Source organism: Arthrobacter sp. NyZ413 (assembly GCF_049390645.1).
GTDB lineage: Bacteria > Actinomycetota > Actinomycetes > Actinomycetales > Micrococcaceae > Arthrobacter.
Genome location: NZ_CP155434.1, coordinates 190034 through 211957, shown reverse-complemented (window position 1 = coordinate 211957; position 21924 = coordinate 190034). Strand labels below are relative to the sequence as shown.

The window sequence follows — 21924 nt, the reverse complement described above, 5'->3', positions numbered from 1 at the left end:
GGAGCAACAATGTCCGAACGTACCGCCACCATCGCCAGCCGCGTCGGCCTGCACGCCCGTCCCGCGGCCATCTTCGCCGAGGCCGCCGGCGATCTCGACCTCGAGGTCACCATCGCCAAGGCTGGCGAACCCGCCGACGACGCCATGGACGCATCCAGCATCCTGTCCCTGATGAGCCTCGGAGCATCCTTCGGCGATGTCGTGGTACTGCGCGCCGAAGGTGCCGGTGCCGACGAAGCGCTCGACAAGCTCGTCAAGATCCTCGAGACGGACCACGACGCCGAATAGCCCACCCACCGAGCATGCTCTCCCTTAGCGCCGAGGAGTGGACATAATCCGTTTATGTCCACTCCTTGCAGCTAGCGGAGGGCATGCTCATGTGGAGGTCAGGTAATTTACGACGTCGGACTCCCTCGCCTTGAGGTCTTCGAGGTCGCCGGCGAGGAAACCTTCGACGATGCGCGGGTCGACGTAGGAGGTCCTTGCAATCGTTGGCGTGTTTCCGAGCAACTCCGAGGCCTCCTTCATGGCTTCGACGATCCGCTTGCGAGGAGGCAGTTCGGACCCGCCGATAAGGGCCATTCCCGCGGTCGCCGTGCCTTTCCAGGTGCGAAAGTCCTTGGCCGTGAAGTTCCCGCCCGTGATGCGGCGCAAATACTCATTGACCATTGAAGCGTTCAAAGAAAAACGCTCGGATCCGTCCTCATAGGTCAACAACGGCTCTTTTCCGGGATGGTCCGCCAACGGCTCGAGGAAACGTGCCAATTCCTCGTCTTCCACGGTGGATTCCCAGTCGAGGCCGCTTTTCCCGCGAAACCGCAGATGCACGGCGGCGCCACTGACCGTGACATGCCTGCATCTCAAAGTGGTCAGGCCGTACGAACCATTGCGGCGTGCATAGCCCTCGGAACCTACCCGTAGCGCTCCCAGGTCCATAAGCCGCACAGCTGCGGCAAGGGTACGGGTTTTCAGCGAATCCGAACCCCGAAGGTCGCGCGAGACCAAGCGCCGCGCATTCGGCAAGACGGCACCGAGACGCACGGCCCGCTCAAACTTTTCCTTGTCCTGCCGCGCGCGCCATTCCGGATGGTAGATGTATTGGCTCCGCCCGGCGTCGTCCACTCCCATCGCCTGGATATGCCCGTTATCGAACGGGCATATCCAGACCTCGGACCACGCGGGCGGGATGGCGAGCGCGTTGAGGCGCTTGCGCTCCGCGCCGGAAACCAAGGACCCGTCCGGACGGTAATAACTGAAGCCGCGGCCGGACCGTCGCCGGGATATACCAGGGGTTCCCGGCCGACTGCGCCGAAGCCGGGCCACGCTGCGAGTCCGCGGAACTGGTTGTCGGGCGCCGCGGACTCAGGCTTCCGCAGGATCGGTGACGGAGGAGTTCGCCGTCATGGTCTCAGCGCTGATCATCCATGCCAGTTGTTCCAAGCGGGCGATCATCTCGTGCAGGAGGTCCGCCGACGTCGGGTCTTCCTCATCAACTTCGTCGTGGACGTCGCGCATCGTCTGCACTGTCCGCTCGAGGCGGGCCGTGATCAGCTTGACCGCGTCCTTCGTCGTGGTGAGGCCCACTGGGAACTGCTCAAGCCGGGTTGAACCGGCAATGGTTGCGCTGCGCCCGTCCGGCAGGGCGTGGAGCGAGCGCATTCTTTCCGCCGTGGAATCACCGAACAGCCGGGTCGCTTCCACAAGCTCGTCGAGCTGGAGGTGAAGGTCCCTGAAGTTGGCTCCCACGATGTTCCAGTGTGCTTGCTTTCCCTGTAGCTGGAGCTCGATAAGGTCGGTCAGGACCATTTGAAGATTGTCTGCCAGAGTTTGCGATGCCTTCATGGTTTCCCCTTCTAGACGGTGTTCTGACTGTGATTCGGACACATTCGGCGTTGCCTTCGGGGCACCGAATCTGTCCCTCAAACCACCCTAAGACTATGCCCGATAACTTCCTAAGTGCGCTTACCTCTTGATTTACTAAGTGTGCTTAGTAGTAGGATAAGGATATCGCGATACCTCGGGACCGGATAACCCGGAAACGGGGTCCGCGACACCAAGACCTCGTCTGGGGTAAAGGAACCTGGTGAGTATCACGGTTCGAAACTGAACTGGCAATCGAATACATCTCGAGGGGCTAGGCAACAGGCGCTGGCCCCGCTGAAGTAAGGAATGTGTCACAGTGAACACTCTTCTGATCATCGCGGGCGTTGTGGCAATCGTCCTCCTGCTCGTTGGCGGTTTCTCGCAGGCTGTTAGCTGGCTCCTTTGGGTCGGCGTGGTGCTCTTGATCGTCGCGGCGATCGGCTGGCTCCTCAGCTTCATGAGCGGCCGCAGGTCCCACATATAGCGGGCGTCCGCTAACTCAAACAACCCGACCGCGCCGACTGGCGTTAGCCAGTCTGGCGAGGTCTGTAGGCCCATCACCAGCAAAGGAGTACGTCCATGGGTGCAGATGACAAGATCCGCAATGCCGGAGAGAAAGTAGCCGGCAAGTCCAAGGAAGCAGCCGGAAAGCTCACGGATGACGAGAGCCTGGAAGCCGAAGGCAAGATGGACCAGGCCAAGAGCGACTTGAAGCAGGCTGGCGAGAAAGTAAAAGACGCTTTCAAGAAGGACTAACTAAACGGAATGCGGCCTCTGCCCTAGGCGGGGGCCGCATTTTCGACCCAAAAACTTTGCAGTTCCTAGGAGCGCGGTCAATGCCGACTATCTCTGATCCGATTGTCCCCCAAGGAGCACCGCTGCCTCGGGGCGAACGAGTTTGGTGCAGCACATGCGGAACCAGCGAGCATTTGGTCCTGGATTCCATCGAACCCCTCAAACCGCCGGTCAATGACTTGGTGGACATCGCGTACACCTGCGTTGAATGCGATACCTTCTACGCGCACATGGCGGCTTTCCACGACGTAGCGGCAATCCTGAACCAACGGGGTGCCACCGCTTCTGGAGTGCTGCAGTTTGGCGGGGATTACATCCACTGCGGCGAACCCATGAAAATATCGGCAACCGGCTTCCATAGCATCTACGACCCCATTTCCACCGAAGACACCTCGGTCAACCTGCTCGATGTCTACTTGGCAACCAAGGTCCTGCAATGCCGTTGTGGATTCCGGATGGAAATACCGTCGTAACGGTGTGCGGGTTGGCACTTTGTCGTGTCAGCCGGGCACGACGGGACCGACGCAGTAAGTCACGGCAAAGGAGGAAACATGCCGAACAAAAAGACCCCGGGCCTGAAGGATCCCGAACTCTACGAATCACTCCGGGAGGACGGCGCCTCCAAAGAAAAGGCTGCCAGGATCTCGAACGCCGCGGCAAAGGAAGGCCGGAAGGAAATAGGCCGCCGAGGCGGGGAATCCGGAGACTACGAGGATTGGACCGTGCCCGAGTTGAAATCCCGGGCCAAGGAATTGGGCCTCACTGGTTACTCCGACAAGAGAAAGTCCGAGCTCATCTCGGCCCTGAGGAACCACTGAATCGCTGGCTTCGCAGCGAGCGCCCCATCCACGGGACATGCGCCGCGTTTGACCCGAGGAGCGGACATATTCCGAATATGTCCGCTCCTTATTGCAAGCGATGAGCATGTCCCGTCGAAACCGGGGAGCATGCCCACTCTTCGTTGCGAGGGAGGAGCATGTCCCGTCGAAACCGAGGAGCATGTCCATTCTTCGTTGCGAGGGAGGAACATGCTCCTCAAAATCCGCGTCAGGCTTTCTTGGCCCGCGCCCTCGGCCTCCCCGCCCCTCGGCCGGCACCCGCACCAGCACCGGCGTCGGGCTCTTCATCGGCGTCCCCGGACGAAGAACCGGACGACTTGCCCCGCTTCTTTTCAAGGCTTCGCTTGAGGGCCTCCATGAGGTCGATGACTTCGCCGCCCTCTCCTTCGCCCGCGGTGACCCCGAAGGTCTCCTCGGTGTCGATGGAGTCACCCTTTTCGAACTTGGCCGCGATGAGTTGGCGAAGTTGGACCTGGTAGTTGTCGGTGTATTCCTCGGGCTCAAAGTCGCGGGCCATGGAATCCACCAGGGCCGAGGACATTTCAAGCTCCTTGTCCGAAATCTTGACGTCGGTCTCGAGGGAAGGGAAGTTGGCTTCGCGGACCTCGTCATCCCACAGCAACGATTGCAGCATCAGCACATCGCCGCGCACCCGCAGGGCGCCAAGGCGGGTCTTTTGCCGGAGGGCGTACTGCACTATAGCCACGCGTTCGGTGTCCTGGAGGGTCCGCAGGAGCAGCATGTAGGCCTTGGGCGACTTGGAGTCCGGCTCAAGGTAGTACGGCTTCTCGTACATGATGGGGTCCAGTTGCTCGGCCGGGACGAACTCCACCACCTCTATTTCGCGGCTGCTCTCGGCCGGGAGGGACTTCAAGTCCTCCGCGGAGAGCACCACGGTGCGGCCTTCCTCTTCGTAGGCCTTGTCGATATCCTCGTAATCCACAACAGCGGAGCAGATTTCGCATTTGCGTTGGTAACGAATGCGGCCTCCATCCTTGTTATGCACTTGGTGGAGACTGACATCGTGGTCCTCGGTTGCGCTGTAAAGCTTGACCGGGACGTTGACCAGCCCGAACGCGATAGAACCCTTCCATATGGCCCTCATGCACTAAGTGAACATCACATCAAGGCGGAGGTGAAGAGGTGGCAACCAGCCACAAGGAACGCGTCAACGTTGAAGGGCATCAACTGACCCTCACCAACTTGGGCAAAATCCTGTACCCGGAGACCGGCACCACGAAGGCCGAAGTGCTCGAGTACTACGCCACGGTGGCGCCGTTCCTGATTCCCGCCGCGGCGGACCGGCCGGCCACACGCAAGCGCTGGGTCCACGGCGTCGGAACCGCGTCCGCTCCAGGCCAGATGTTCTTTCAAAAGAACCTCGACAACTCCGCGCCATCCTGGGTTCAGCGCGTCACGATCCAGCACAGTGACCACAGCAACGTGTATCCACTGGTGAATAACCTCGCGACGCTCACGTGGCTGGCGCAAATCGCGGCCTTGGAAATCCACGTGCCACAGTGGCAAGTGGACGCCGACGGGACCATGCTCCCGCCCGACCGGCTTGTCCTGGACCTCGACCCCGGCCCGGGCACGGGACTTCCGGAGTGCGTGGAAGTTGCCAAATTGGCGCGCAGCATCCTGCAGGATATCGGCCTCGACCCGGTGCCCGTGACGAGCGGCAGCAAGGGCATCCACCTCTACGCCGGACTCGACGGCACCGGCAAATGGGAACAGGTCTCCGCGTTCGCCCACGAACTGGCCCGCTCCCTGGAAGCCGACCATCCGGATCTGGTTGTCAGCGACATGAAGAAGACCCTCCGCAAGGGCAAAGTGCTGGTGGATTGGAGCCAAAACAGCGGAAACAAGACAACAATCGTTCCGTACTCGCTCCGCGGCCGCGCCCACCCCATGGTCGCGGCCCCCAGGACGTGGCGGGAACTGGTGTCGCCGGACCTTGAGCATTTGGACTTCACAGCGGTAATGAAGCGCGTAAAGGAAGGGAAGGACCCCTTTGCCGCGGTGGCGGCGAGATCCGGGCAGGCGTCCGCGCATCCCGGCAACCCTGCGCATTCCCGTAACAGGGACGAGAACGACGACGGCGACTCGCGGGGCGCGCGGGACCGGCACCGCGCGTCGGTGGTAACCGCCGTCGAAGGCACCGCCGGGGGCAACCCCGCCGGCGAAACCACAACCAGGGGCACCGCCGCAGGGGGCACCCCCGTCAACCCACGGCTCGCAAAGTACGTGGACAAGCGCGACCCGAACCGGACACCGGAACCGTTTCCCGCCGTCGGGCACAAAGGACTGTCCCGGGCCCCGCAGGAAGACGCGGAACCGCACCCGGCCGGCGGAATATTCGTCATCCAGGAACACCACGCCCGGCGGTTCCACTTGGATTTCCGGCTCGAACACAACGGCGTGCTGGCGTCGTGGGCGCTGCCCCGCGGAGTGCCGGACACGCCTGCCAAGAACCATCTGGCGGTGCAGACCGAAGACCATCCCATGGAATACGCCCAGTTCACAGGCATCATTCCCAAAGGCGAATACGGCGCCGGTACCGTCAGCATTTGGGACAGCGGCGAGTTCGAGTGCGAAAAATGGCGCGACGGCAAGGAAGTAATCGCCACGCTGACAGGCATGCCCGGAGGCGGCTTGCACGGTACGCGGCGGTTCGCGCTCATCCACACGGGCGAATCGCCGTCGCAGTGGCTCATTCACTTGATGAAGGACAGCCCGGGGCACCACAAAGTGATCTTGCCGGAAGCGCCGGGCGGCGGTGAATCCGCGGCCGGCACTGTCCCGGACTACGCGCCGATGCTCGCCACAGCCGGAACCGCCGGTGATGTCGCCGCCGGGGAATGGCTGTTCGAGCTCAAATGGGACGGCTTCCGGGCCATCGTGACCCGTTCGCACGGCAAGATCCGCCTCACCAGCAGGGCGGGGAACGACATGACGGCCACGTATCCCGAGCTCGCGGATCCGCGTTATTGGCCGGACAACGATTTCGTGGCCGACGGCGAAATAGTGGCATTGGGCAAGAATGGACGGCCCAGTTTCGAGCTCCTCCAAAAACGCATGAACCTCTTCAAACCGGGAGACGTCGAAAGGGCTCGAGCCGCGGTGCCGGTGCAGCTCATGGTGTTCGACCTCCTGTGGGACGCGGGCTCCGACGGCGGCGCCAACCTCGTCCCGTTGCCGCTCCGCGAACGCCGGGAGCGCTTGGCGGCCTTCCATGCCAGGCACGCCGTGAAAGGTTCGCCGATCCACCTGTCCGAGGTCCTGGAGCACGATCTTTCCGACCTCCTGGCCAGCGCATCGGAGCTTGGTTTGGAGGGTGTGATGGCGAAGCGCGCGGACAGCCGCTACCTGCCAGGGCGTCGGAGCAGGTCCTGGATCAAGCTCAAGCTGGAGCGCATGCAGGAAGTGGTGGTAGGTGGTTGGAGGCCCGGCTCAGGTGAGCGGAAAGGGACCATCGGCGCGCTGCTTGTGGGAATTCCCGACGGCGACAAGCTGCGGTATGCGGGCCGCGTGGGAACCGGGTTCAAGGACTGGCAATTGCGGGACATCCTGCAGCGTTTGAAAAACCTGGACCGCCCGGATTCACCTTTCCACGACATTCCGGCCGAAGACGCGGCGACTGCCCACTGGGTAGCTCCGGAGCTTGTAGGCGAAGTGACTTTCGGCGACTGGACCAGTTCCAGCAGGATGCGCCATCCCGTGTGGCGTGGCTGGCGTCCCGACAAGGCACCGGAAGACGTCCACCGCGACGCGGAAAATGCCTCGTGACGCGGAAAATGCCCTGCGCCCCCGGAATTCCATGGGCGCAGGGCATTTTCCGCGTCGGTGAGCAATATCGGAGTCAGAGCCTCACGAGGAGTGCGGCATCTGCGGGCGGCTGGTGCGGTGGATTGCCGTTACAGCCGCTTGTTGTCCGCCGCGGCCGAGGTTGGTGCCGTGCTCTTTCGGGTGCTTTGCCTTGCCGCTGCCATCAGGCCAGGACGGCGTTTGAGCTGAGCCAAGGGACATGGCCACAACTGCCGGGGCGGGCATGGGTGGCGCACCCATGGACTCGGCGAGGTGGCTGGCGACCTCGGAATTGATGCTTTGCGCAACATGCTTCGCAGCCATTGTTCTTCCTTTCCACAGTGAAACGAAGGGATTTTCCATCTTAGGTGGGAGCGCTCCGCTTGTCTGCAGGAGCTACCAGCGGACTTTCTTCTCTGTCTTGGCTTGCTTGCCCTGGGTGTGGGTGGGTTTGTGGCCCTTTCCCGTGCTTTGCCATCCCGCACCGCCTCCGCCGCGTGACTTACGGGCGAGCATTTCCTTTTGTGCGTCCGTCAGTTTCGATGCGATGCCGGTGGCCTCAGGGGCAGTTTCCTGGGTGTTGGTTTCGGGCGTATTCGGTGTCATGCAGTGGTCTCCTTAAGCGCTGATGCCGGAGAAGGCGTCGGGACTGCGGCGTCCATTGCAAAACCCAAATAAGGATGGGCAGCGGTAAAGGAACGGCGCGGAGGCGAAGCCTCAACAGGCGTGGATTTTTGTCGGATGAAACTCAACGGAATCGGATCAAAGCCAACTCGGGCGATCCAAGACCAGGAGGTTTACTCAAAAATCAGTGTTCCCATGCACCCACCCTAAACAATGGGAACGCTTTTTGGGAACCCCAAGCTTTTGCCTGCATGGTTTCGGGGCGGGCCCTCGGATACCATGGCAATTCCAGCGACGCTCGTTGGAAGGAATCCAGGAGGTGAGACCCATCAACACGGCAATTCACGGGTGCTCATACCTCCTCCCCCGGCAAGCCGGCCGCCGCGCCTGAACTGGACGTCCGAACTGAACGGCTGGACTGGGGCAGATGGCTTGGAGAGCACCCATCGGTATCCCGAAAGGCTCTCCCATGTCAGCAAACACTAACGCCGACGCCATCACAGCCAGGCTCCGTTCCGCCGGGTGCGTTTTCGCCGAAGACGAGTCCCGACTCCTAATCGCCGCTGCCGGCACGTCCGAAGAATTGGAACGGCTGGTGGAGCAGCGCGTTTCCGGACTGCCCTTGGAACAACTCCTCGGTTGGGCCGAATTTTGCGGCCTGCGCATAGTCCTCGAGCCCGGCGTCTTCGTCCCGCGCCGTCGCACGGAGTACCTCGCCCAGCAGGCGGCGCGCCTTGCCCTGCCGGCTGCCGCCGTCGTCGACCTCTGTTGCGGATCCGGGGCCGTGGGTGCGGCGCTGGCTGCCGCGGTGGGCGGCATCGAACTGCACGCCGCCGACGTCGACCCCGCCTCGGTCCGCTGCGCGCGCCGGAACATCGAGCCGGCAGGAGGACACGTATACCAGGGCGACCTTTACGCCGCCCTGCCGGCCACCCTTCGCGGACGTGTGCACGTCATCGCGGCGAACGCTCCGTACGTGCCCACCGAGTCGATCGGGATGATGCCGCCGGAGGCACGGCTGCACGAACCACTTGTAGCGCTCGACGGCGGCGCGGACGGTTTGGACGTGCAGCGGCGGATCGCGCGTGAGGCTCCGTCGTGGCTGGCTCCAGGGGGCCACTTGCTGATCGAAACCAGCGTCCGGCAAGCCCGGACGACGGCGGCCCTGCTCGAGAGTGCCGGGCTCTCGGCGAGGGTGGTCCATTCGGACGATTTGGACGCCACTGTGGTGATCGGGACACTCGCCGAAAACAGCTGAAAATAGTCAGCAAACTGCCTGTTTCGCGGGCCCAAGCCAAAAAAGTTGCGTGCACAGCCCCGAAATCACCCAAAAACCGCGTCATTCCGGGGCTGGACGGGCCATGAGCATGTCTGACATTTGACGCAAAAACGGGCCAAAACAGCCCCAAAAGTCGGAGTTCAACTCTCAGTTTGGGCGGATTTCGCGTAAAATCGAAACCCTGCCCGGAGCGGGGCAGCTACACGTCGCAAGCAAATGACCTCCCTAGGAGAAGCCCAAATGCCCATAGACCAAAGCATCACCGACTCTCCAGCAGGTGCCAGGAACACCGTTGGAACAAGCAAGGCCGCAGCACGCGGCACCTCGAAAATGAAGCGCCCCCTGCGCCGTCGGCTCAGGGTTTCGGACGTCAATGTCGTGGACCAGCCAATGCTTAAGAAGGCGCTCGGCGGCACGATCGTCGGCAACACCATGGAGTGGTACGACGTCGGCGTATTCGGCTACCTCATCACCACCATGGGGCCGGTGTTTCTTCCCGAGGCGGACAAGTCGGTCCAGACGCTTTTTCTTTTGGGAACATTCGCGGCGACATTCGTGGCTCGTCCGCTCGGCGGGGTAGTGTTCGGCTGGCTCGGTGACAAAGTGGGTCGCCAAAAGGTTCTGGCGGCGACCCTTCTGCTCATGGCGGCAAGCACCTTCGGCGTCGGGCTCCTTCCGGGATATACGCAAATCGGCATCTGGGCAGCCGCGCTGCTGGTCATCCTGAAGCTCATCCAGGGATTCTCGACCGGCGGCGAATACGCCGGCGCCACCACGTTCGTGAGCGAATACGCCCCGGACAAACGGCGAGGCTTCTTCGCGAGCTTCCTCGACATGGGCTCGTACATCGGTTTTGCCCTCGGCGCCGCGCTGGTCTCGATCCTGCAGCTCAGCATCGGCCAAGGCGCCATGGAGGACTGGGGCTGGCGCCTGCCGTTCCTCATTGCCGGCCCGCTTGGCGTCATCGCCGTGTATTTCCGGAGCAAGATCGAAGAATCGCCCCAATTCCAGGCCACCCTTGATGCCCAGGAAGCCATGGCTGCCGACGCCGCCGCAGGCGATGCCGCTGTGGCAAAGGGACCGATCGGCATCATCAAGGCCTACTGGCGCCAGATCATCCTCGCCATGATCCTTGCCGCTGCCGCGAACACCGTGGGCTACGCGCTCACGTCCTACATGCCTACCTACCTCACGGATTCCAAGGGCTACGATGCCGTCCACGGCACCTTGCTGACCATTCCCGTGCTGGTGATCATGGCAGTCTGCATCCCGCTGACCGGCAAGCTGTCCGACCGGATCGGCCGACGTCCCGTGCTGTGGATCGGCGCGGTGAGCACGGTCCTGTTCGCCATTCCAGCGTTCATGCTGATCGGGCTCGGCAGCATCTGGTCCACCCTCGCAGGCCTGGCCCTCGTGGCCTTCCCCGTGACCTTCTACGTGGCAAACCTCGCCTCGGCCCTGCCCGCGCTGTTCCCGACATCCAGCCGTTACGGAGGCATGGGCATCGCCTACAACTTTTCCGTAGCGATCTTCGGCGGAACGACTCCGTTCATCGTGGATGCCCTGATCCAGGGCTCAGGCGATGACATGATGCCTGCCTACTACCTCATGGCCACCTCAATCGTCGGTGCAGTCGCCATCTATTTCCTGCGCGAATCGGCACAGCGTCCGCTCCCGGGTTCCATGCCCAGCGTGGACACGCAAGCCGAAGCCCGCGAACTCGTTGCAACGCAGGATACGAATCCGCTGATCGACCTGGATGAAATGCCGTTCGACGCAGCCGCCGGCCCGTCCGACGCCGATCGTCCGGCGGAGCTCGCCGACCTGCGGTCATAGCTAAGGGATCACGTTGCATTGGTACCCGATGATGCCGGCGGCGGCAACGATGTCCCTCGGCACAGCAGGTGACTTCAACGGCATCGAGAACTCCGGAGCCGCAGGCAGCGGGCGGTCGGTCCACAAAGTGGTAACCGGCCGTCCCCCTGCCATCGCGGAGGGAGCCCTGACGCCGTCAACATCGGGCCAGGCTTCATGGATGGAGCGGGCCAGGCACAGGTTCGGTGCTTATTCTGCAAGGCGATCTGCGCCGATGCCGCTCAGCGACCTCCCGCCGCAAATTGTGGGAAGCGAGGCCCTGCCGACCCCCGATACCTTCGGCAGGGCCGGCAAACTCACGCTTTGTTGTTAGCCTTTCGCTGTTCGATCCGCTGGGCCTGCGCCTGGATCTTCGCCCCGTAGGTGCCGTTCAGGGCGTTGTCCCTGATGGCCTTGGCCTTCGCCACTTGGTCTGCCGGGGCAGCATCCTTGAGTGCCTTCAGGTCCGATTGGAGCGCGGCGGGCAGTTTTGCCGCGAGCTTCGGCCGCTTGTCGAGGATGAACGTGGCAATCTTCGCGGCACGCGTCCCGAAATTCGGCTTGCTGGAGTCGCCGTTCACGAAGAACCTGAGGGCAGTGGCCAGGGGGTGCCGCGCCAGTGGCGCCTTGGCCGCCGTCGATGCAGAGCCGGCTGAGGCAGTCGCCGAAGCAGTCGTTGCGACAGCCGCGGCGGGCTGGGAGGTGGCTGCCGCCGTCGTGCCCGGGTTGCTGGAAGTGGCAGCGTTCGCGGCGATCACGCCGCCCCCAAGGAGGAGGCCCGCGGCAACGAGACCGACGACGGCGGTGCGCGCCTTGCGTCCCTTCGGGCGTTGCGTCGGGGTGCCCGGGATGGGGAGCATGTCCATCGAGTAGTCCTTTGTTCCTGGCCGGCGGCACATCCACCAGCGCTCTTCACAACACTCTGGTCCTGAGGCGTGAACTGAGTGTTCGGCGAATGTTCGAGGAATGTAAAACCGGTCCGGAGGGCGCCCCTGCCAAGTCTCCACACAGGTCCTTGCTGTTGAATGGACGCATGGAAGACGGGCGCGGGTTGGTGTTGATTGCCGAGGACGAACAGGCAATCGCCGATATCCAGCGCCTGTATTTGGGCCGTGCGGGCTTCGGAGTGCATGTGGAGCGCGACGGGATTTCCGCGCTCGCGCAGATCAGGCGCCTCAAGCCGGTGGCGGTGATCCTCGACGTCGGCCTGCCCGGCATGGACGGAATCGAATTGTGCAGGCAGCTCCGCTTGGCCGAGGACTGGACGCCGGTGCTGTTCGTGACCGCGCGGGATGAGGAAGTCGACCGCGTGCTCGGCCTGGAATTGGGCGCGGACGATTACCTGACCAAGCCGTTTTCGCCGTCGGAGCTCGTGGCCCGCGTCAAGGCCGTCCTGCGGCGCACGGAAGGGATGGTCCGTCCCAAACCGCTTGTTGTTGGCGCGGTGGAACTCGATCCGTTGAACCGGACCGCGCGTGCCGGCGCCAGCCACATCACCTTGACCGCCACCGAATTTGATCTCCTCGCCTACCTCATGGCCCAACCCGGCCGCGTCTTTTCCCGCGAGCAGCTCCTTTCCGCGGTCTGGGGCCAGGCAAGCTACGCGGCCGGACGGACAGTAGACGTCCACATCGCGCAGCTGCGCGCGAAGCTTGGCGGGCACTCCCCCATCGCGACGAGCCGCGGCGTCGGGTACTCGGTGGTCGCCGACGACCGCCCTGCCGCCGGAGGGTCCACGTGAAACGCTGGCTCGGCACGCTCGCGGGACGCACGACGGCGATTATCGCGGCGGTGGCGACGGTCGCCGTCGTGCTCGCGGGCCTTTTGGCCGCCCAACTGGTGAATGCGACGGCCGTTGACGAAGCGAAGAAGTACTTAGCCGTCGAGGCCGATTCGCTGAGCAAACAGACCAGCATAGGCGGTCTCCAGGACCTTCGCGCCGACCTGCTCACCCACGGCGCGCGACTCGCGGCAATCAGCTCCGATGGCCGCGTCACCGGTGGCGGGGCCAGGCTCGTGGACGCGAAAACAGTGGCTGACGTGCAGGCCGGCAAGTCTGTCTCGAAAACCGTGGACGGCCCACAGAACACCGTGGTCCTCGAGGCCCGGCCGCTGGCAAACGGCGGAGGCGTGGTCCTTGCGCAGCCGGTGTCCGAAATCCGCGCGGCAGCGGCGCCCCTCCTAAGCCGCATGCTGATCGCCCTCGCGGTCTGCTTGGTTTTCGCGATCGTCGCGGGAGCACTTTTGGCGCAGTGGCTGAGCCGCCCGCTGGTGCGCACCGCCCAATCCGCGCACAGGCTCGCGGCCGGTGAACGTTCGGTGGATGTGGCCGCCGGAGGGCCCGCCGAGGTGGTGGAAGTTTCGCAGGCATTGGGCGCCCTCGACTCCGCGCTCCGCACCAGCGAGGGGCGGCAGCGCGAATTCCTGTTGTCCATTTCGCACGAGTTCCGGACTCCCCTGACCGCGCTGCGAGGCTATGCCGAGGCCCTCGCCGACGGCGTGGTGACCGGCTCCGACGTCGCTGGCGTGGGACGGACCCTGGTGGCTGAAACCAACCGTCTTGACCGCTTCGTCCGCGACCTCCTCGAGCTCGCCCGGCTCGAATCCGACGATTTCCGCGTGGAGCGGCAGCCCGTGGACGCAGCGCTGATCCTGCGCGAGAGCTGGCAAGCGTGGCAAGCTGTGCGCACCCGGACCGGAATAGCGGGACGCCTGGAACTGCCGCAGGGTGCGCTGATTGTCCGAACCGACGGCCAGCGGCTGCGCCAAGTGGTGGACGGACTGTTGGAAAACGCCCTTCGGGTCACTCCGGAAGGCTCGCCCGTGGTCCTCGCGGCGTACACTGCCGCGCCCGGCTCGCCCGTGCTCACCGTGGAAGTGCGCGACGGCGGGCCGGGGCTCACGGAGGCCGATGCCGCCGTCGCGTTCGAGCGGGGTGCGCTCTTTGCCCGGTACCGCGGGGAACGTCCTGTGGGCAGCGGATTGGGCCTGTCGATCGCAGCGAGGATCGTGGGGCGACTGGGCGGCCGGATCAGCGTCCGCGCTGCGCGCGAGGGCGGGGCTGCGTTCGTGGTTGAGCTGCCCGCTGCCTGACCGTTCCACTGGACCATTCCGCCGGCTGCCAAGCGAACGTAGACTCACGGCATGGCTGAAGTACCAGCAGGATCGCTCCACCACGTCGAGATCTGGGTGCCCCACATCGGCCGGGCACAAGAGGAGTGGGGCTGGCTATTGTCGGAGTTGGGCTACGAACAGTTCCGGGAGTGGCCCGAGGGCTGCAGCTGGAAACTTGGTGATACCTACATTGTGGTCGAACAGTCTCCGGCACTCACGGGGAGCACTCACCGCCGGACCGAACCCGGGCTCAACCACCTCGCCTTCCACGCGGGCACCAAGCAGAATGTTGACCGGCTCCGGCAGCTGGGCGCAGATTCCGGGTGGTACGAAATGTTCGAAAGCCGCTACCCCCACGCCGGGGGTCCCGACTACTACGCCGCCTACCTCGTGAACACGGACGGCTACGAAGTGGAGTTGGTCGTGAACTAGCACGGGTCACCTGGGGATGGTCGCCAGGTCCGGTTCGGCTTTCTTCGTCTTCACCATCGACTTCTTCAATTTCATCGCGGGACGCTCCACTGCGTAGTACGTCAGGGCGGACAGGGGAAGGGTAATCGCCAAGACGAGCAGACCGTTCAACGCGACGGAAATTGAGTCCTGCCCAAAAGTCCGATGGTGAGTGATGAGCCAGAAAATGATCGGCAGATGCCAAAGGTAGATGCTGTAGCTAATCACTCCGGTGAAGCGGAAGGGCAACCACTCCAGCACGCGGGCAGCCCTGTTGAGGCTGCCGTTCCTGCTGGACGAAGGCAAAACAACAGCCACCAAAACCAGGGCGGCTGCCACACCCGAAAGGTGGGAAAGGGCCGGCCGCGCCAAGACGACCCCAATGAACACCAGGAGTGCCGCTCCAAAAACGATCGCCGCCTTAATGCCGGTATGTACCCGTTGCACGCCGCGTTGGTGGAGCAGGACAACCGCGACGGCGGCGAGCATCCCATAGGCGAAAAGATCCGCGTGGGCGAGGAAGCTCCTCAAGAGGACAGCGCTTACGGTCTGGCCGAACCTGAACTCGCCGGCCTCGTCCGATCCCATGCGGCTTGCGGCATCGTCTGACCAAGCCGCAATTCCGAGGGAAACCACGACCATCACAAGCGGACCCCAAACCAGGGCAGACGTCTTGTTCGTTCCCTTTCGAATCCGCCACAGAGCCAGGACCGCCACCAGCGGCAGGACAAAATAGAACGTGATCTCTGCGGTAAGGGACCAGGAAACGGGCAGGCCGCTCATCACATATTGCGGGATGAACATTTGGACGAGAAGCGCGTTTGCGGCAATCTTCAAAGGATCCGTCAGCCTGCCGATGTTATCCGGCCCGAATCCGTGCGTGCTCCCCTTGAGGTAAACAGCGCCGACCAAAATGCCCGTCACAACGAAAATGACGATGTACACCGGATAGATCCGCAAAAGCCTGTTGTAGGCGTACCTGCGGATGGACGGCAATGGCTTCCCCTGCATGATCGCCGAAGCGAACGGCCTGTAGAGGAGAAAGCCGGACAGGACGAAGAACAGGGTCAGGCCTTGGTTGAAAAGGGTGAACGCAACTTCCAAAGGGCCGGTCAGCAAGTGGAATGATGCCGTCAGGCCAAGGTGGTAGAAAACGACGCTGACAGCGGCAATTCCGCGGAGGCCTTCGATTCCGCCGAGGCGATGTCCCCACGACGGGCGGGCGGCTATGGTGTCCTGCACGGGCTTCCCCCAAGCTGTTGGCTGATCCCGTGGGAGCATACAGGAAATGCCCAGCTGTCCGTGTTTTTGACGCGCAGGGGTGGCCGAAGCCTCCGGTCAGGCCCGCTCGCTGTCTTCCACTGGAGCGGGACTGAACTCCCCGTCCTCTTGGCGCACCTCCGGGTCGCCACGGAAGATCCAGTACTTGTAGAGGAAGAAGTTCCAGGCCATTGTGGACACCGTGGCCACGACCTTGCCCCCTGCGTAGGTGAGCGCGAGGTTGTCGAAAAGATTGACGATGACGTCCGTGGCGAAGATGTTGAAAACCACCAGCAGTCCGTACCGGAACATACTGACGCGCTTCCGGCTCCTCGCGCCGAAGGTGAAGGAGCGCTGGACGAAGTAGTTGAACATCAGGCTGGCGATGAAGGCTATTGGCGTAGCAAGCCATAAGTCCACGCCCATCGCTTCGTGCAGCAGGACCAACAGGCCAAGGTCAATGGCAAAGGAAAGGCCGCCGACAATGAGGAATTTCACCAGATGGCTGCGGCGGACAAATCCCGCCAGGCGCGACGCGAGGGCACGCGGGTCAAGCGCCATGGTTAATACCCCGAAATCTCTAATGTCCTTGAACTATGGCCCCCGATGACGAATGGCCCGCCTCAGCGACGGCAAGGCTCCGTCAAGTGTAGCGGGTGTGATAAAGAACGCGGCCAGGGCCAAGGAAGCGCCATGCGGTAACGTAACTGCACGATGGCTACCAATTCTCCCGCACTGCCTGGCTTAGTCCGCCGGCCAGGAGCGTCCCCAACCTTGCGGTACACGCTCCTCGCGTTCCCCGTTTTCGCGGTTCTTTCCATGATCTGGGTTTTTGCTTCCCCGCTCATGTCGGTGCCGGACGAACCTGCCCACACCATCAAAGCCGCGGCGGTTGCCCGCGGGGAGCTGAGGGGCGAATCGGCGGGGAAGCAGGGCGACCTGACCATCGTCACAGTGCCAAGGTACATCGCCATGATCAACGCCCAGGCGTGTTTCGGCGCCAAAAACTCGGTTACCCCGGCGTGCGCCCCTCCCATAGATGCCACAGCGCGGGACCTGGTGAAGGCTCCCACGAGCGCCGGTAACTACAATCCGATGTACTACGCCATGGTGGGCCTACCCTCGCGCGTGATGGGAGGAGCGCCGGCCATCTACATCATGCGCTCCATCGGCGCGCTGGTCTGTTCGTTCTTCCTTGCAGCCACCTTTGGCGCGGCGGCTTCCATGCGCCGTCGATTCTGGCCCGTGGCAAGCACGTTGGTTTCCGTCACCCCCATGGTGCTCTTCCTTGGGGGTTCGGTTAACCCCAATGCGCTCGAAATCGTGACTACGTCCGCGCTGTTCATGAATCTTTGCCTTGTTTTCCAGAATTACCGCAAGCTGAATACAGTTCGAACGAGCATTGTCCTGGTCGGGATCTCCGGGGCCGTGTTGGCCAATACCCGCGCCCTTTCCTTGCTTTGGTTGGCATTGGCCGTAGTGGCGGCGGTCCTCATTTATGGATTCAGGCCACTCATTGCAACCCTGAAAAACAAGCTTGGACTGGCCATGACTGTCCTGATGGGCCTGGGCTGCGCAATCAGCCTTGCCTGGCTGGTCCGGGCGAACAGTTTCAACAGCCTGACGGGCGCCCCCAGCGACGTCACCCCGGACCAAGCGTTCGTCACCATGCTGGACCGCACGTTCGATTACTCTTCCGGTTACATAGGAATCATGGGCTGGCTCGACGCCCCGGCGCCCGCGGCTGTTTTCGCCTTCTGGCACTTCGCCTTCGCTGCCATCATCGTCGGCGGCCTCACGGCACGGCCGGTACGTGCGCGGCCTGCGGTGTGGGTCGTCCTGCTCGCGGTGATCATCCTTCCGCCGATCCTGCAGGCCCAAGTGATCCAGCAAATCGGTTACATCTGGCAGGGCAGGTACCTTCTTGCCTTGTTCGTCCTGCTCTTGCTCGCGAGCGGCGTGGCCATGCGTTTGCGCCCGACGCCGACCGGAACCTGGGCGCGTTCCCTTTCCCGCTGGCTCCTGGCTGGCGGCGTGGGCGTGCACCTGTATCTCTTCCTCCAGGTACTTCGCCGGTACACGGTAGGCTTCCAGGCCCGGACCAACTGGACGGAAATGTTCGATCCCGCGTGGCAGCCGCCGCTCACCTGGCAGGGCCTGTCCGTTGCCTACCTCCTGGTACTTGCAGCCGGCGCCATCCTCACCCACCGCTTCCTTTTCCCGCGGGAACCGCTCGCGGGACGCAAAGTGAAGCGCGGCGGAGTGGAACTCGTCGCGGCTTAGGCTCCCGGCCTCATCCCGCGTCACGCAGCCGCGCCTTCATCCCCTCCGGATTCACTCCAAGCTTGTTGAACAAGGCTGCGGCAGGGTCCGGCTGTTGCCTTTCCAATAGGGCGAGCAAGAGGTGGCGACCGCTGATCTTCCGGGCTTTCTCCCGGGTGGTGAGGATCAGTGAGTCCTGGATCACCGCCCGGGCACCGGAAGTGAAGGTAGTCCGGATGCTTCCCCTGGGGGCCCTGAGCGGGCCGAAATCGCGGAGGGCAACACCCACGGATTCAAGGGCTTCCTGGTCCAAGGCATCGAGTTGGGCGCGAGCCGATTCAAGGTCCACCGAGAGGACCCGGCAGCTCTCGGGGTCATGCAGCAAGCCCAAGAGCAAATGCTCCGTTCCAATTCTCCGGTCACCCCGGTGCTTGGCTTCTTCCGCTCCTTCACGGACCGCAGTCCTTGCCTCGGCAGCGAATCGTTCAAACATGGCAAACTCACTTTCCGTGCTTGGCGTGGACCGACTGCTTGGAGACGCCCAACGCGTCTCCGATCTGCTCCCAGGACCAGCCTTGCTCCCGGGCGAGCGCCACGTTCGTGGCTTCGACCTTCTCGGCGAGCCGGTGCAGGGCACCGACGGCACGGAGGCCCACTGCCGGGTCCGAGCCGGATCCGGGAGGCGTCAATTCATCACCATTCATGCTGTCAGTTTGGACTGACGGAACGGGGCTGTCAATCCAAACTGACAATTTCGTCGGCACTCACTTAGCCCACCCGACGCCGCATCGCGACCCTCGGCCAGCGGTCAAGGCCAACCAGGGCCTCCCACTCCAAGATGCCGCGCAAGCCACCGTCCAGTTCATGGCCTTCCAATTCCTGGAATCCGAGCCTCCGGTAGTAAGGGGCATTCCATGGAACTTCGCGGAAGGTAGTCAGGGTCAACCACTCCATGCCCTCAGCCCGGGCCCACTCTTCGGCAGCATCCAGCAAGGAACTTCCGAGTCCTTGCCGGGCATGCGAAGGGTGGACGCTCAATTGCTCGACGTGCGCGTTGCCGTCCAGACGCTCCAGCAAGAGATATGCCACGGGCTCGTCCGAGCGATCGGCAAACACCAAGGCGCAACCGCGGGCTTGGAATAGCGCCAACTCCGTGACAGTCAACGGCTCATCGTCCGCAATGGCAGCCATCCCCCAGGCCCGGAAAATCTCGCCGGCGGCATATTCAATACCGCGCAACTGCTCCAGTTCGTGGGCACGTGCTTCCCTGATCACGAAAGGCCCGCCTGCCCGGCGAGGTACCGATTGCGCTGCACAATGAGGTTCCGCAGATATCGCGCGAGGACCATTTTCTCCGCAAGGCGACCCACCACTCCGAAAGGGGCAGCGAACTCGACCTCGTCGACCATGAGCGTCCCGCCGTCGTCGGGAATGAACCGGTGCACGTGTCGGAAAAAGCGGAAGGGGCCGCGCACTTGCTCATCGGTGAACGAATCGGGAAAGTGGAATTCCGTGATGCGGCTGCTCATCCGCAGAGGCAACGCGAAATGCCACGCCTGCCACGTCACTTCGTCGCCCTCAGACATCAATCCGGATACGACGCCGCCCACTGCGCGCTCCCGGGACCGGGCCATGGAACCCACGTGGGCGTCGACGTTGCGGGAGAGGTCGAACACCTCGGCGGGCGCGAGCCTGATACGGGTGCGGCACGTGAAAGATACGGTCATGCTTTCGATCCTGTCACTGTTTCCCCCGCGGCAAACCCCGGCTCACCCCACCGCAAAGCCGGCCCGGCCCGCGGTCCGGTGAAACACTCGGCAACGTTGGACCCTTCCCGTGGCGCCAATCCTGAGCTACTGGTACCTTCCAAATGATCGGCCGAATTGATTGGTGGTGTCTTGATGCGATCAATCATGTCCCATGCCCGTGCCCTGTATAAGGTCCCGCCTGCGAGCAACGACCACCTTGCCGCCGTCAGGGTTGCGCTGAGCGTGGCCGTCCCGACGCTCGTACTGCTCGCCGCCGGCCATCCGGAGCTCACGCTTTACGCCGTCTTCGGCGCGCTCACTGGCATGTACGGCCGCAACGAATCGCACCAGTTGCGCCTCAAGCACCAGGCCCAGGCTACCGCCATCCTGCTGGCCGGCGTCTCAATTGGAACGTTCCTCTCGATCGCGAATATCCACTTCTGGAGCCTCGTAGCGGTCGAGGCCGTTTTCGCGGGCGCAGGGTCCCTGTTCGCTGACAAAGTACAGCTCAGGCCGAACGGGCCGTTCTTCGGAATCCTGGCGCTCGGTACCTGCTCCGCCGTTCCGGTGACCATACCTTTCTTCGAACCCCTCCTGGTTTTCGCCGCGTCCGCAGCGTTCTCGATGCTTGTCGGCTTTGCGGGATGGCTGCGATACCGGACGTGGGAGCGCGGCGCCAATCGGGACGTCCCCGCGCCGGACCGGCAGTGGCGGCAGGCCGCCGGAATACACGCTGCCCGGTACGCGCTGGCAGTCGGCGCGGCAGGCTCCGCGGGCGTACTGTCCGGACTCGGACACCTTCATTGGGCGATGGCGGCCGCAGCGGTCCCGCTCGCCGGGGCCGACATGCCCAGCCGGCTGCACCGGGGCATCCACCGCATCGTGGGGACGTTCCTCGGATTGGCGATTGTCGCCGTCGTACTCTTCCCGGGCCCGTTGTCCCCGCTCCAGTACTTTCCGGGGCACGCCCAAGTCATCCTCGCGGTGGTGGTAATCGTCTGCCAGTTCCCCACCGAGCTGTTCATGGCCAGGCACTACGGGTGGGCGATGGTGTTTTTCACCCCGGTGATCCTGCTCATGACGCAGATGGCGGCACCCGCCAACCCGGCCGTGCTCATTGTCGAACGCGGCGCGGAAACATTCATCGGCGCGGTGATAGGGATCGCGGTGGCGGTGCTCGTCCAGGGTCGCCGTGCAGCTCCGGCGGCAGCTACTCCAGCCGACGCCGCGCCGGACCCGAAGTAAACTTCGCCGGCACGAACCGCATGATGGCGGTAAGCAACTTGTACCGTTTGCTCGGAACGGAAATCCCCTTGCCGTTCGTGTTGTCTTCCAACCCTTCCCGGACCACGTTTTCGGCGTTGAGCCACAGGAAGCCGGGGATAGCCCTTTTATCCATGGACATGCGCTGGTGGAATTCCGTGTGCACGAACCCGGGGCAGACTGCCGTGACCTTGACGCCGCGGCCCGCGTAGGCGAGGTTGGCCCATCGGCTGAAGCTCACTTGCCAGGCCTTGGCCGCGGAATAGCTTCCGCGGTTCGCAAAGGCAGCCACGCTGGCAACGTTGATGATCCGGCCGGAGCCGCGCTCCAGCATTCCTTGCAGGGCCGCGTGGCAGAGTTCCAAGGGAGTCTGGACGTGGAGCCGCAGGTGCCGCTTCTCGTCTTCCACATCGTTCTTCTCGAACGGTTCCAGCAGGCCGATTCCGGCGTTGTTGACCAGCACCTCCACCGGGCGCGAAGCGTCCTGGAGGCGTGCGACGACGGCTGCCACACCGGCGTCGGTGGTGAGGTCGGCGGGCAGCACCTCAGCCGTGATGCTGTAGTCGCGCTCCAGGACTTCCGCTTCGGCGCGGAGGCGGCCCTCGTCGCGCGCCACGAGGATGAGGTGGTGCCCATCCTGTGCGAGCTGCCGGGAGAACTCGGCTCCCATACCGGCCGAGGCCCCCGTGACAAGCGCGGTAATGGCATCTGCTTTCGTAGTCATGGGCCAAGACTAACGGGTAGGCGACAGCAAGCCTTGCATTAT

26 protein-coding genes are annotated in these 21924 nt (G+C 63.3%); 13 read left to right on the top strand and 13 right to left on the bottom strand.

Going from position 1 to position 21924, the window contains the following annotated elements:
• Positions 1-9: 9 nt before the first annotated feature.
• A complete protein-coding gene (locus ABCW42_RS01035; protein ID WP_133203431.1) occupies positions 10-288 on the top strand; it encodes an HPr family phosphocarrier protein in 279 nt (92 codons plus the stop codon).
• Positions 289-375: 87 nt separating this feature from the next.
• On the opposite strand, the gene ABCW42_RS01030 is transcribed toward ABCW42_RS01035, so the two are convergent.
• Together ABCW42_RS01030 and ABCW42_RS01025 are read right to left on the bottom strand one after the other, a co-directional pair.
• A complete protein-coding gene (locus ABCW42_RS01030; RefSeq protein WP_423183128.1) occupies positions 376-1230 on the bottom strand; it encodes a DNA topoisomerase IB in 855 nt (284 codons plus the stop codon).
• Positions 1231-1362: 132 nt separating this feature from the next.
• Positions 1363-1842, bottom strand: a complete 480-nt coding sequence (locus ABCW42_RS01025) for a Dps family protein (protein WP_423183127.1) — start codon at positions 1840-1842, stop codon at positions 1363-1365.
• Between the two features lie 337 nt (positions 1843-2179).
• On the opposite strand from ABCW42_RS01025, the gene ABCW42_RS01020 reads away from it, so the two are divergent.
• The 4 genes from ABCW42_RS01020 to ABCW42_RS01005 all read left to right on the top strand — a co-directional run bounded on the left by ABCW42_RS01020 (position 2180) and on the right by ABCW42_RS01005 (position 3476).
• The gene (locus ABCW42_RS01020) at positions 2180-2347 is read left to right on the top strand and encodes a DUF4175 domain-containing protein (protein ID WP_165962229.1); all 168 of its coding nucleotides are present in this window, start codon (positions 2180-2182) and stop codon (positions 2345-2347) included.
• A gap of 95 nt (positions 2348-2442) precedes the next feature.
• A complete protein-coding gene (locus ABCW42_RS01015) occupies positions 2443-2619 on the top strand; it encodes a CsbD family protein (protein WP_423183126.1) in 177 nt (58 codons plus the stop codon).
• 80 nt (positions 2620-2699) lie between these two features.
• A complete protein-coding gene (locus ABCW42_RS01010; protein WP_423183125.1) occupies positions 2700-3131 on the top strand; it encodes a hypothetical protein in 432 nt (143 codons plus the stop codon).
• A 78-nt stretch (positions 3132-3209) separates the two neighbouring features.
• Positions 3210-3476 (top strand): DUF7218 family protein, encoded by a 267-nt coding sequence (locus ABCW42_RS01005; RefSeq protein WP_423183124.1) that lies wholly within the window; start codon positions 3210-3212, stop codon positions 3474-3476.
• A gap of 229 nt (positions 3477-3705) precedes the next feature.
• Here the strand turns inward: ABCW42_RS01005 and ABCW42_RS01000 are convergent, their stop codons facing one another.
• The gene (locus ABCW42_RS01000) at positions 3706-4602 is read right to left on the bottom strand and encodes a Ku protein (protein WP_423183123.1); all 897 of its coding nucleotides are present in this window, start codon (positions 4600-4602) and stop codon (positions 3706-3708) included.
• A gap of 38 nt (positions 4603-4640) precedes the next feature.
• Between ABCW42_RS01000 and ABCW42_RS00995 the strand changes: the two genes are divergently transcribed.
• Positions 4641-7286, top strand: coding sequence for an ATP-dependent DNA ligase (locus ABCW42_RS00995; protein ID WP_423183122.1), 2646 nt, complete (start codon positions 4641-4643; stop codon positions 7284-7286).
• Positions 7287-7367: 81 nt separating this feature from the next.
• On the opposite strand, the gene ABCW42_RS00990 is transcribed toward ABCW42_RS00995, so the two are convergent.
• Positions 7368-7628: a hypothetical protein gene (locus tag ABCW42_RS00990; RefSeq protein ID WP_423183121.1), complete on the bottom strand. Its 261-nt coding sequence runs from the start codon at positions 7626-7628 to the stop codon at positions 7368-7370.
• A gap of 72 nt (positions 7629-7700) precedes the next feature.
• Positions 7701-7910 (bottom strand): hypothetical protein, encoded by a 210-nt coding sequence (locus tag ABCW42_RS00985; RefSeq protein WP_423183120.1) that lies wholly within the window; start codon positions 7908-7910, stop codon positions 7701-7703.
• A 487-nt stretch (positions 7911-8397) separates the two neighbouring features.
• Here ABCW42_RS00985 and ABCW42_RS00980 point away from each other — a divergent pair, with 487 nt between their 5' ends.
• Both ABCW42_RS00980 and ABCW42_RS00975 read left to right on the top strand, forming a co-directional pair.
• The gene (locus ABCW42_RS00980; RefSeq protein WP_423183119.1) at positions 8398-9186 is read left to right on the top strand and encodes a putative protein N(5)-glutamine methyltransferase; all 789 of its coding nucleotides are present in this window, start codon (positions 8398-8400) and stop codon (positions 9184-9186) included.
• 261 nt (positions 9187-9447) lie between these two features.
• Complete coding sequence (locus ABCW42_RS00975; RefSeq protein WP_423183118.1) at positions 9448-11043, top strand: MFS transporter; 1596 nt, start codon at positions 9448-9450, stop codon at positions 11041-11043.
• A 335-nt stretch (positions 11044-11378) separates the two neighbouring features.
• On the opposite strand, the gene ABCW42_RS00970 is transcribed toward ABCW42_RS00975, so the two are convergent.
• Positions 11379-11927, bottom strand: coding sequence for a hypothetical protein (locus ABCW42_RS00970; RefSeq protein ID WP_423183117.1), 549 nt, complete (start codon positions 11925-11927; stop codon positions 11379-11381).
• 167 nt (positions 11928-12094) lie between these two features.
• Here ABCW42_RS00970 and ABCW42_RS00965 point away from each other — a divergent pair, with 167 nt between their 5' ends.
• From ABCW42_RS00965 to ABCW42_RS00955, 3 genes are read left to right on the top strand one after another with little or no spacing between them, the layout of a single operon-like run.
• Complete coding sequence (locus ABCW42_RS00965) at positions 12095-12802, top strand: response regulator transcription factor (protein ID WP_423183116.1); 708 nt, start codon at positions 12095-12097, stop codon at positions 12800-12802.
• Positions 12799-14154 carry a sensor histidine kinase gene (locus ABCW42_RS00960; RefSeq protein ID WP_423183115.1) on the top strand — a complete coding sequence of 452 codons (1356 nt, stop codon included), beginning with the start codon at positions 12799-12801 and terminating at the stop codon, positions 14152-14154. Before ABCW42_RS00965 ends, ABCW42_RS00960 begins: the two co-directional genes overlap by 4 nt.
• A 51-nt stretch (positions 14155-14205) precedes the next feature.
• The gene (locus ABCW42_RS00955; protein ID WP_423183114.1) at positions 14206-14607 is read left to right on the top strand and encodes a VOC family protein; all 402 of its coding nucleotides are present in this window, start codon (positions 14206-14208) and stop codon (positions 14605-14607) included.
• A 6-nt stretch (positions 14608-14613) separates the two neighbouring features.
• Here ABCW42_RS00955 and ABCW42_RS00950 read toward each other — a convergent pair whose 3' ends face one another.
• Both ABCW42_RS00950 and ABCW42_RS00945 read right to left on the bottom strand, forming a co-directional pair.
• Complete coding sequence (locus ABCW42_RS00950) at positions 14614-15867, bottom strand: acyltransferase family protein (RefSeq protein WP_423183113.1); 1254 nt, start codon at positions 15865-15867, stop codon at positions 14614-14616.
• 96 nt (positions 15868-15963) lie between these two features.
• Positions 15964-16446, bottom strand: a complete 483-nt coding sequence (locus ABCW42_RS00945) for a GtrA family protein (protein WP_423183112.1) — start codon at positions 16444-16446, stop codon at positions 15964-15966.
• Positions 16447-16659: 213 nt separating this feature from the next.
• On the opposite strand from ABCW42_RS00945, the gene ABCW42_RS00940 reads away from it, so the two are divergent.
• A complete protein-coding gene (locus ABCW42_RS00940) occupies positions 16660-18168 on the top strand; it encodes a DUF2142 domain-containing protein (protein ID WP_423183111.1) in 1509 nt (502 codons plus the stop codon).
• Between the two features lie 10 nt (positions 18169-18178).
• Here the strand turns inward: ABCW42_RS00940 and ABCW42_RS00935 are convergent, their stop codons facing one another.
• From ABCW42_RS00935 to ABCW42_RS00920, 4 genes are all read right to left on the bottom strand, one after another.
• Entirely contained in the window at positions 18179-18640 is a 462-nt protein-coding gene (locus ABCW42_RS00935) for a Clp protease N-terminal domain-containing protein (RefSeq protein WP_423183110.1), read from the bottom strand.
• A 7-nt stretch (positions 18641-18647) separates the two neighbouring features.
• Positions 18648-18851, bottom strand: coding sequence for a helix-turn-helix domain-containing protein (locus tag ABCW42_RS00930; RefSeq protein WP_423183109.1), 204 nt, complete (start codon positions 18849-18851; stop codon positions 18648-18650).
• A 64-nt stretch (positions 18852-18915) separates the two neighbouring features.
• On the bottom strand, positions 18916-19422 hold the full coding sequence (locus tag ABCW42_RS00925; protein ID WP_423183108.1) for a GNAT family N-acetyltransferase: 507 nt from the start codon (positions 19420-19422) through the stop codon (positions 18916-18918).
• Positions 19419-19874, bottom strand: a complete 456-nt coding sequence (locus ABCW42_RS00920) for an SRPBCC family protein (protein ID WP_423183107.1) — start codon at positions 19872-19874, stop codon at positions 19419-19421. The genes ABCW42_RS00925 and ABCW42_RS00920 overlap by 4 nt, the downstream gene beginning before the upstream one ends.
• 174 nt (positions 19875-20048) lie before the next feature.
• Here ABCW42_RS00920 and ABCW42_RS00915 point away from each other — a divergent pair, with 174 nt between their 5' ends.
• Positions 20049-21140, top strand: a complete 1092-nt coding sequence (locus ABCW42_RS00915) for an FUSC family protein (RefSeq protein WP_423183106.1) — start codon at positions 20049-20051, stop codon at positions 21138-21140.
• Here the strand turns inward: ABCW42_RS00915 and ABCW42_RS00910 are convergent.
• On the bottom strand, positions 21106-21882 hold the full coding sequence (locus ABCW42_RS00910) for an SDR family NAD(P)-dependent oxidoreductase (protein WP_423183105.1): 777 nt from the start codon (positions 21880-21882) through the stop codon (positions 21106-21108). The two genes, ABCW42_RS00915 and ABCW42_RS00910, sit on opposite strands and share 35 nt — an antisense overlap.
• Positions 21883-21924: the final 42 nt, after the last annotated feature.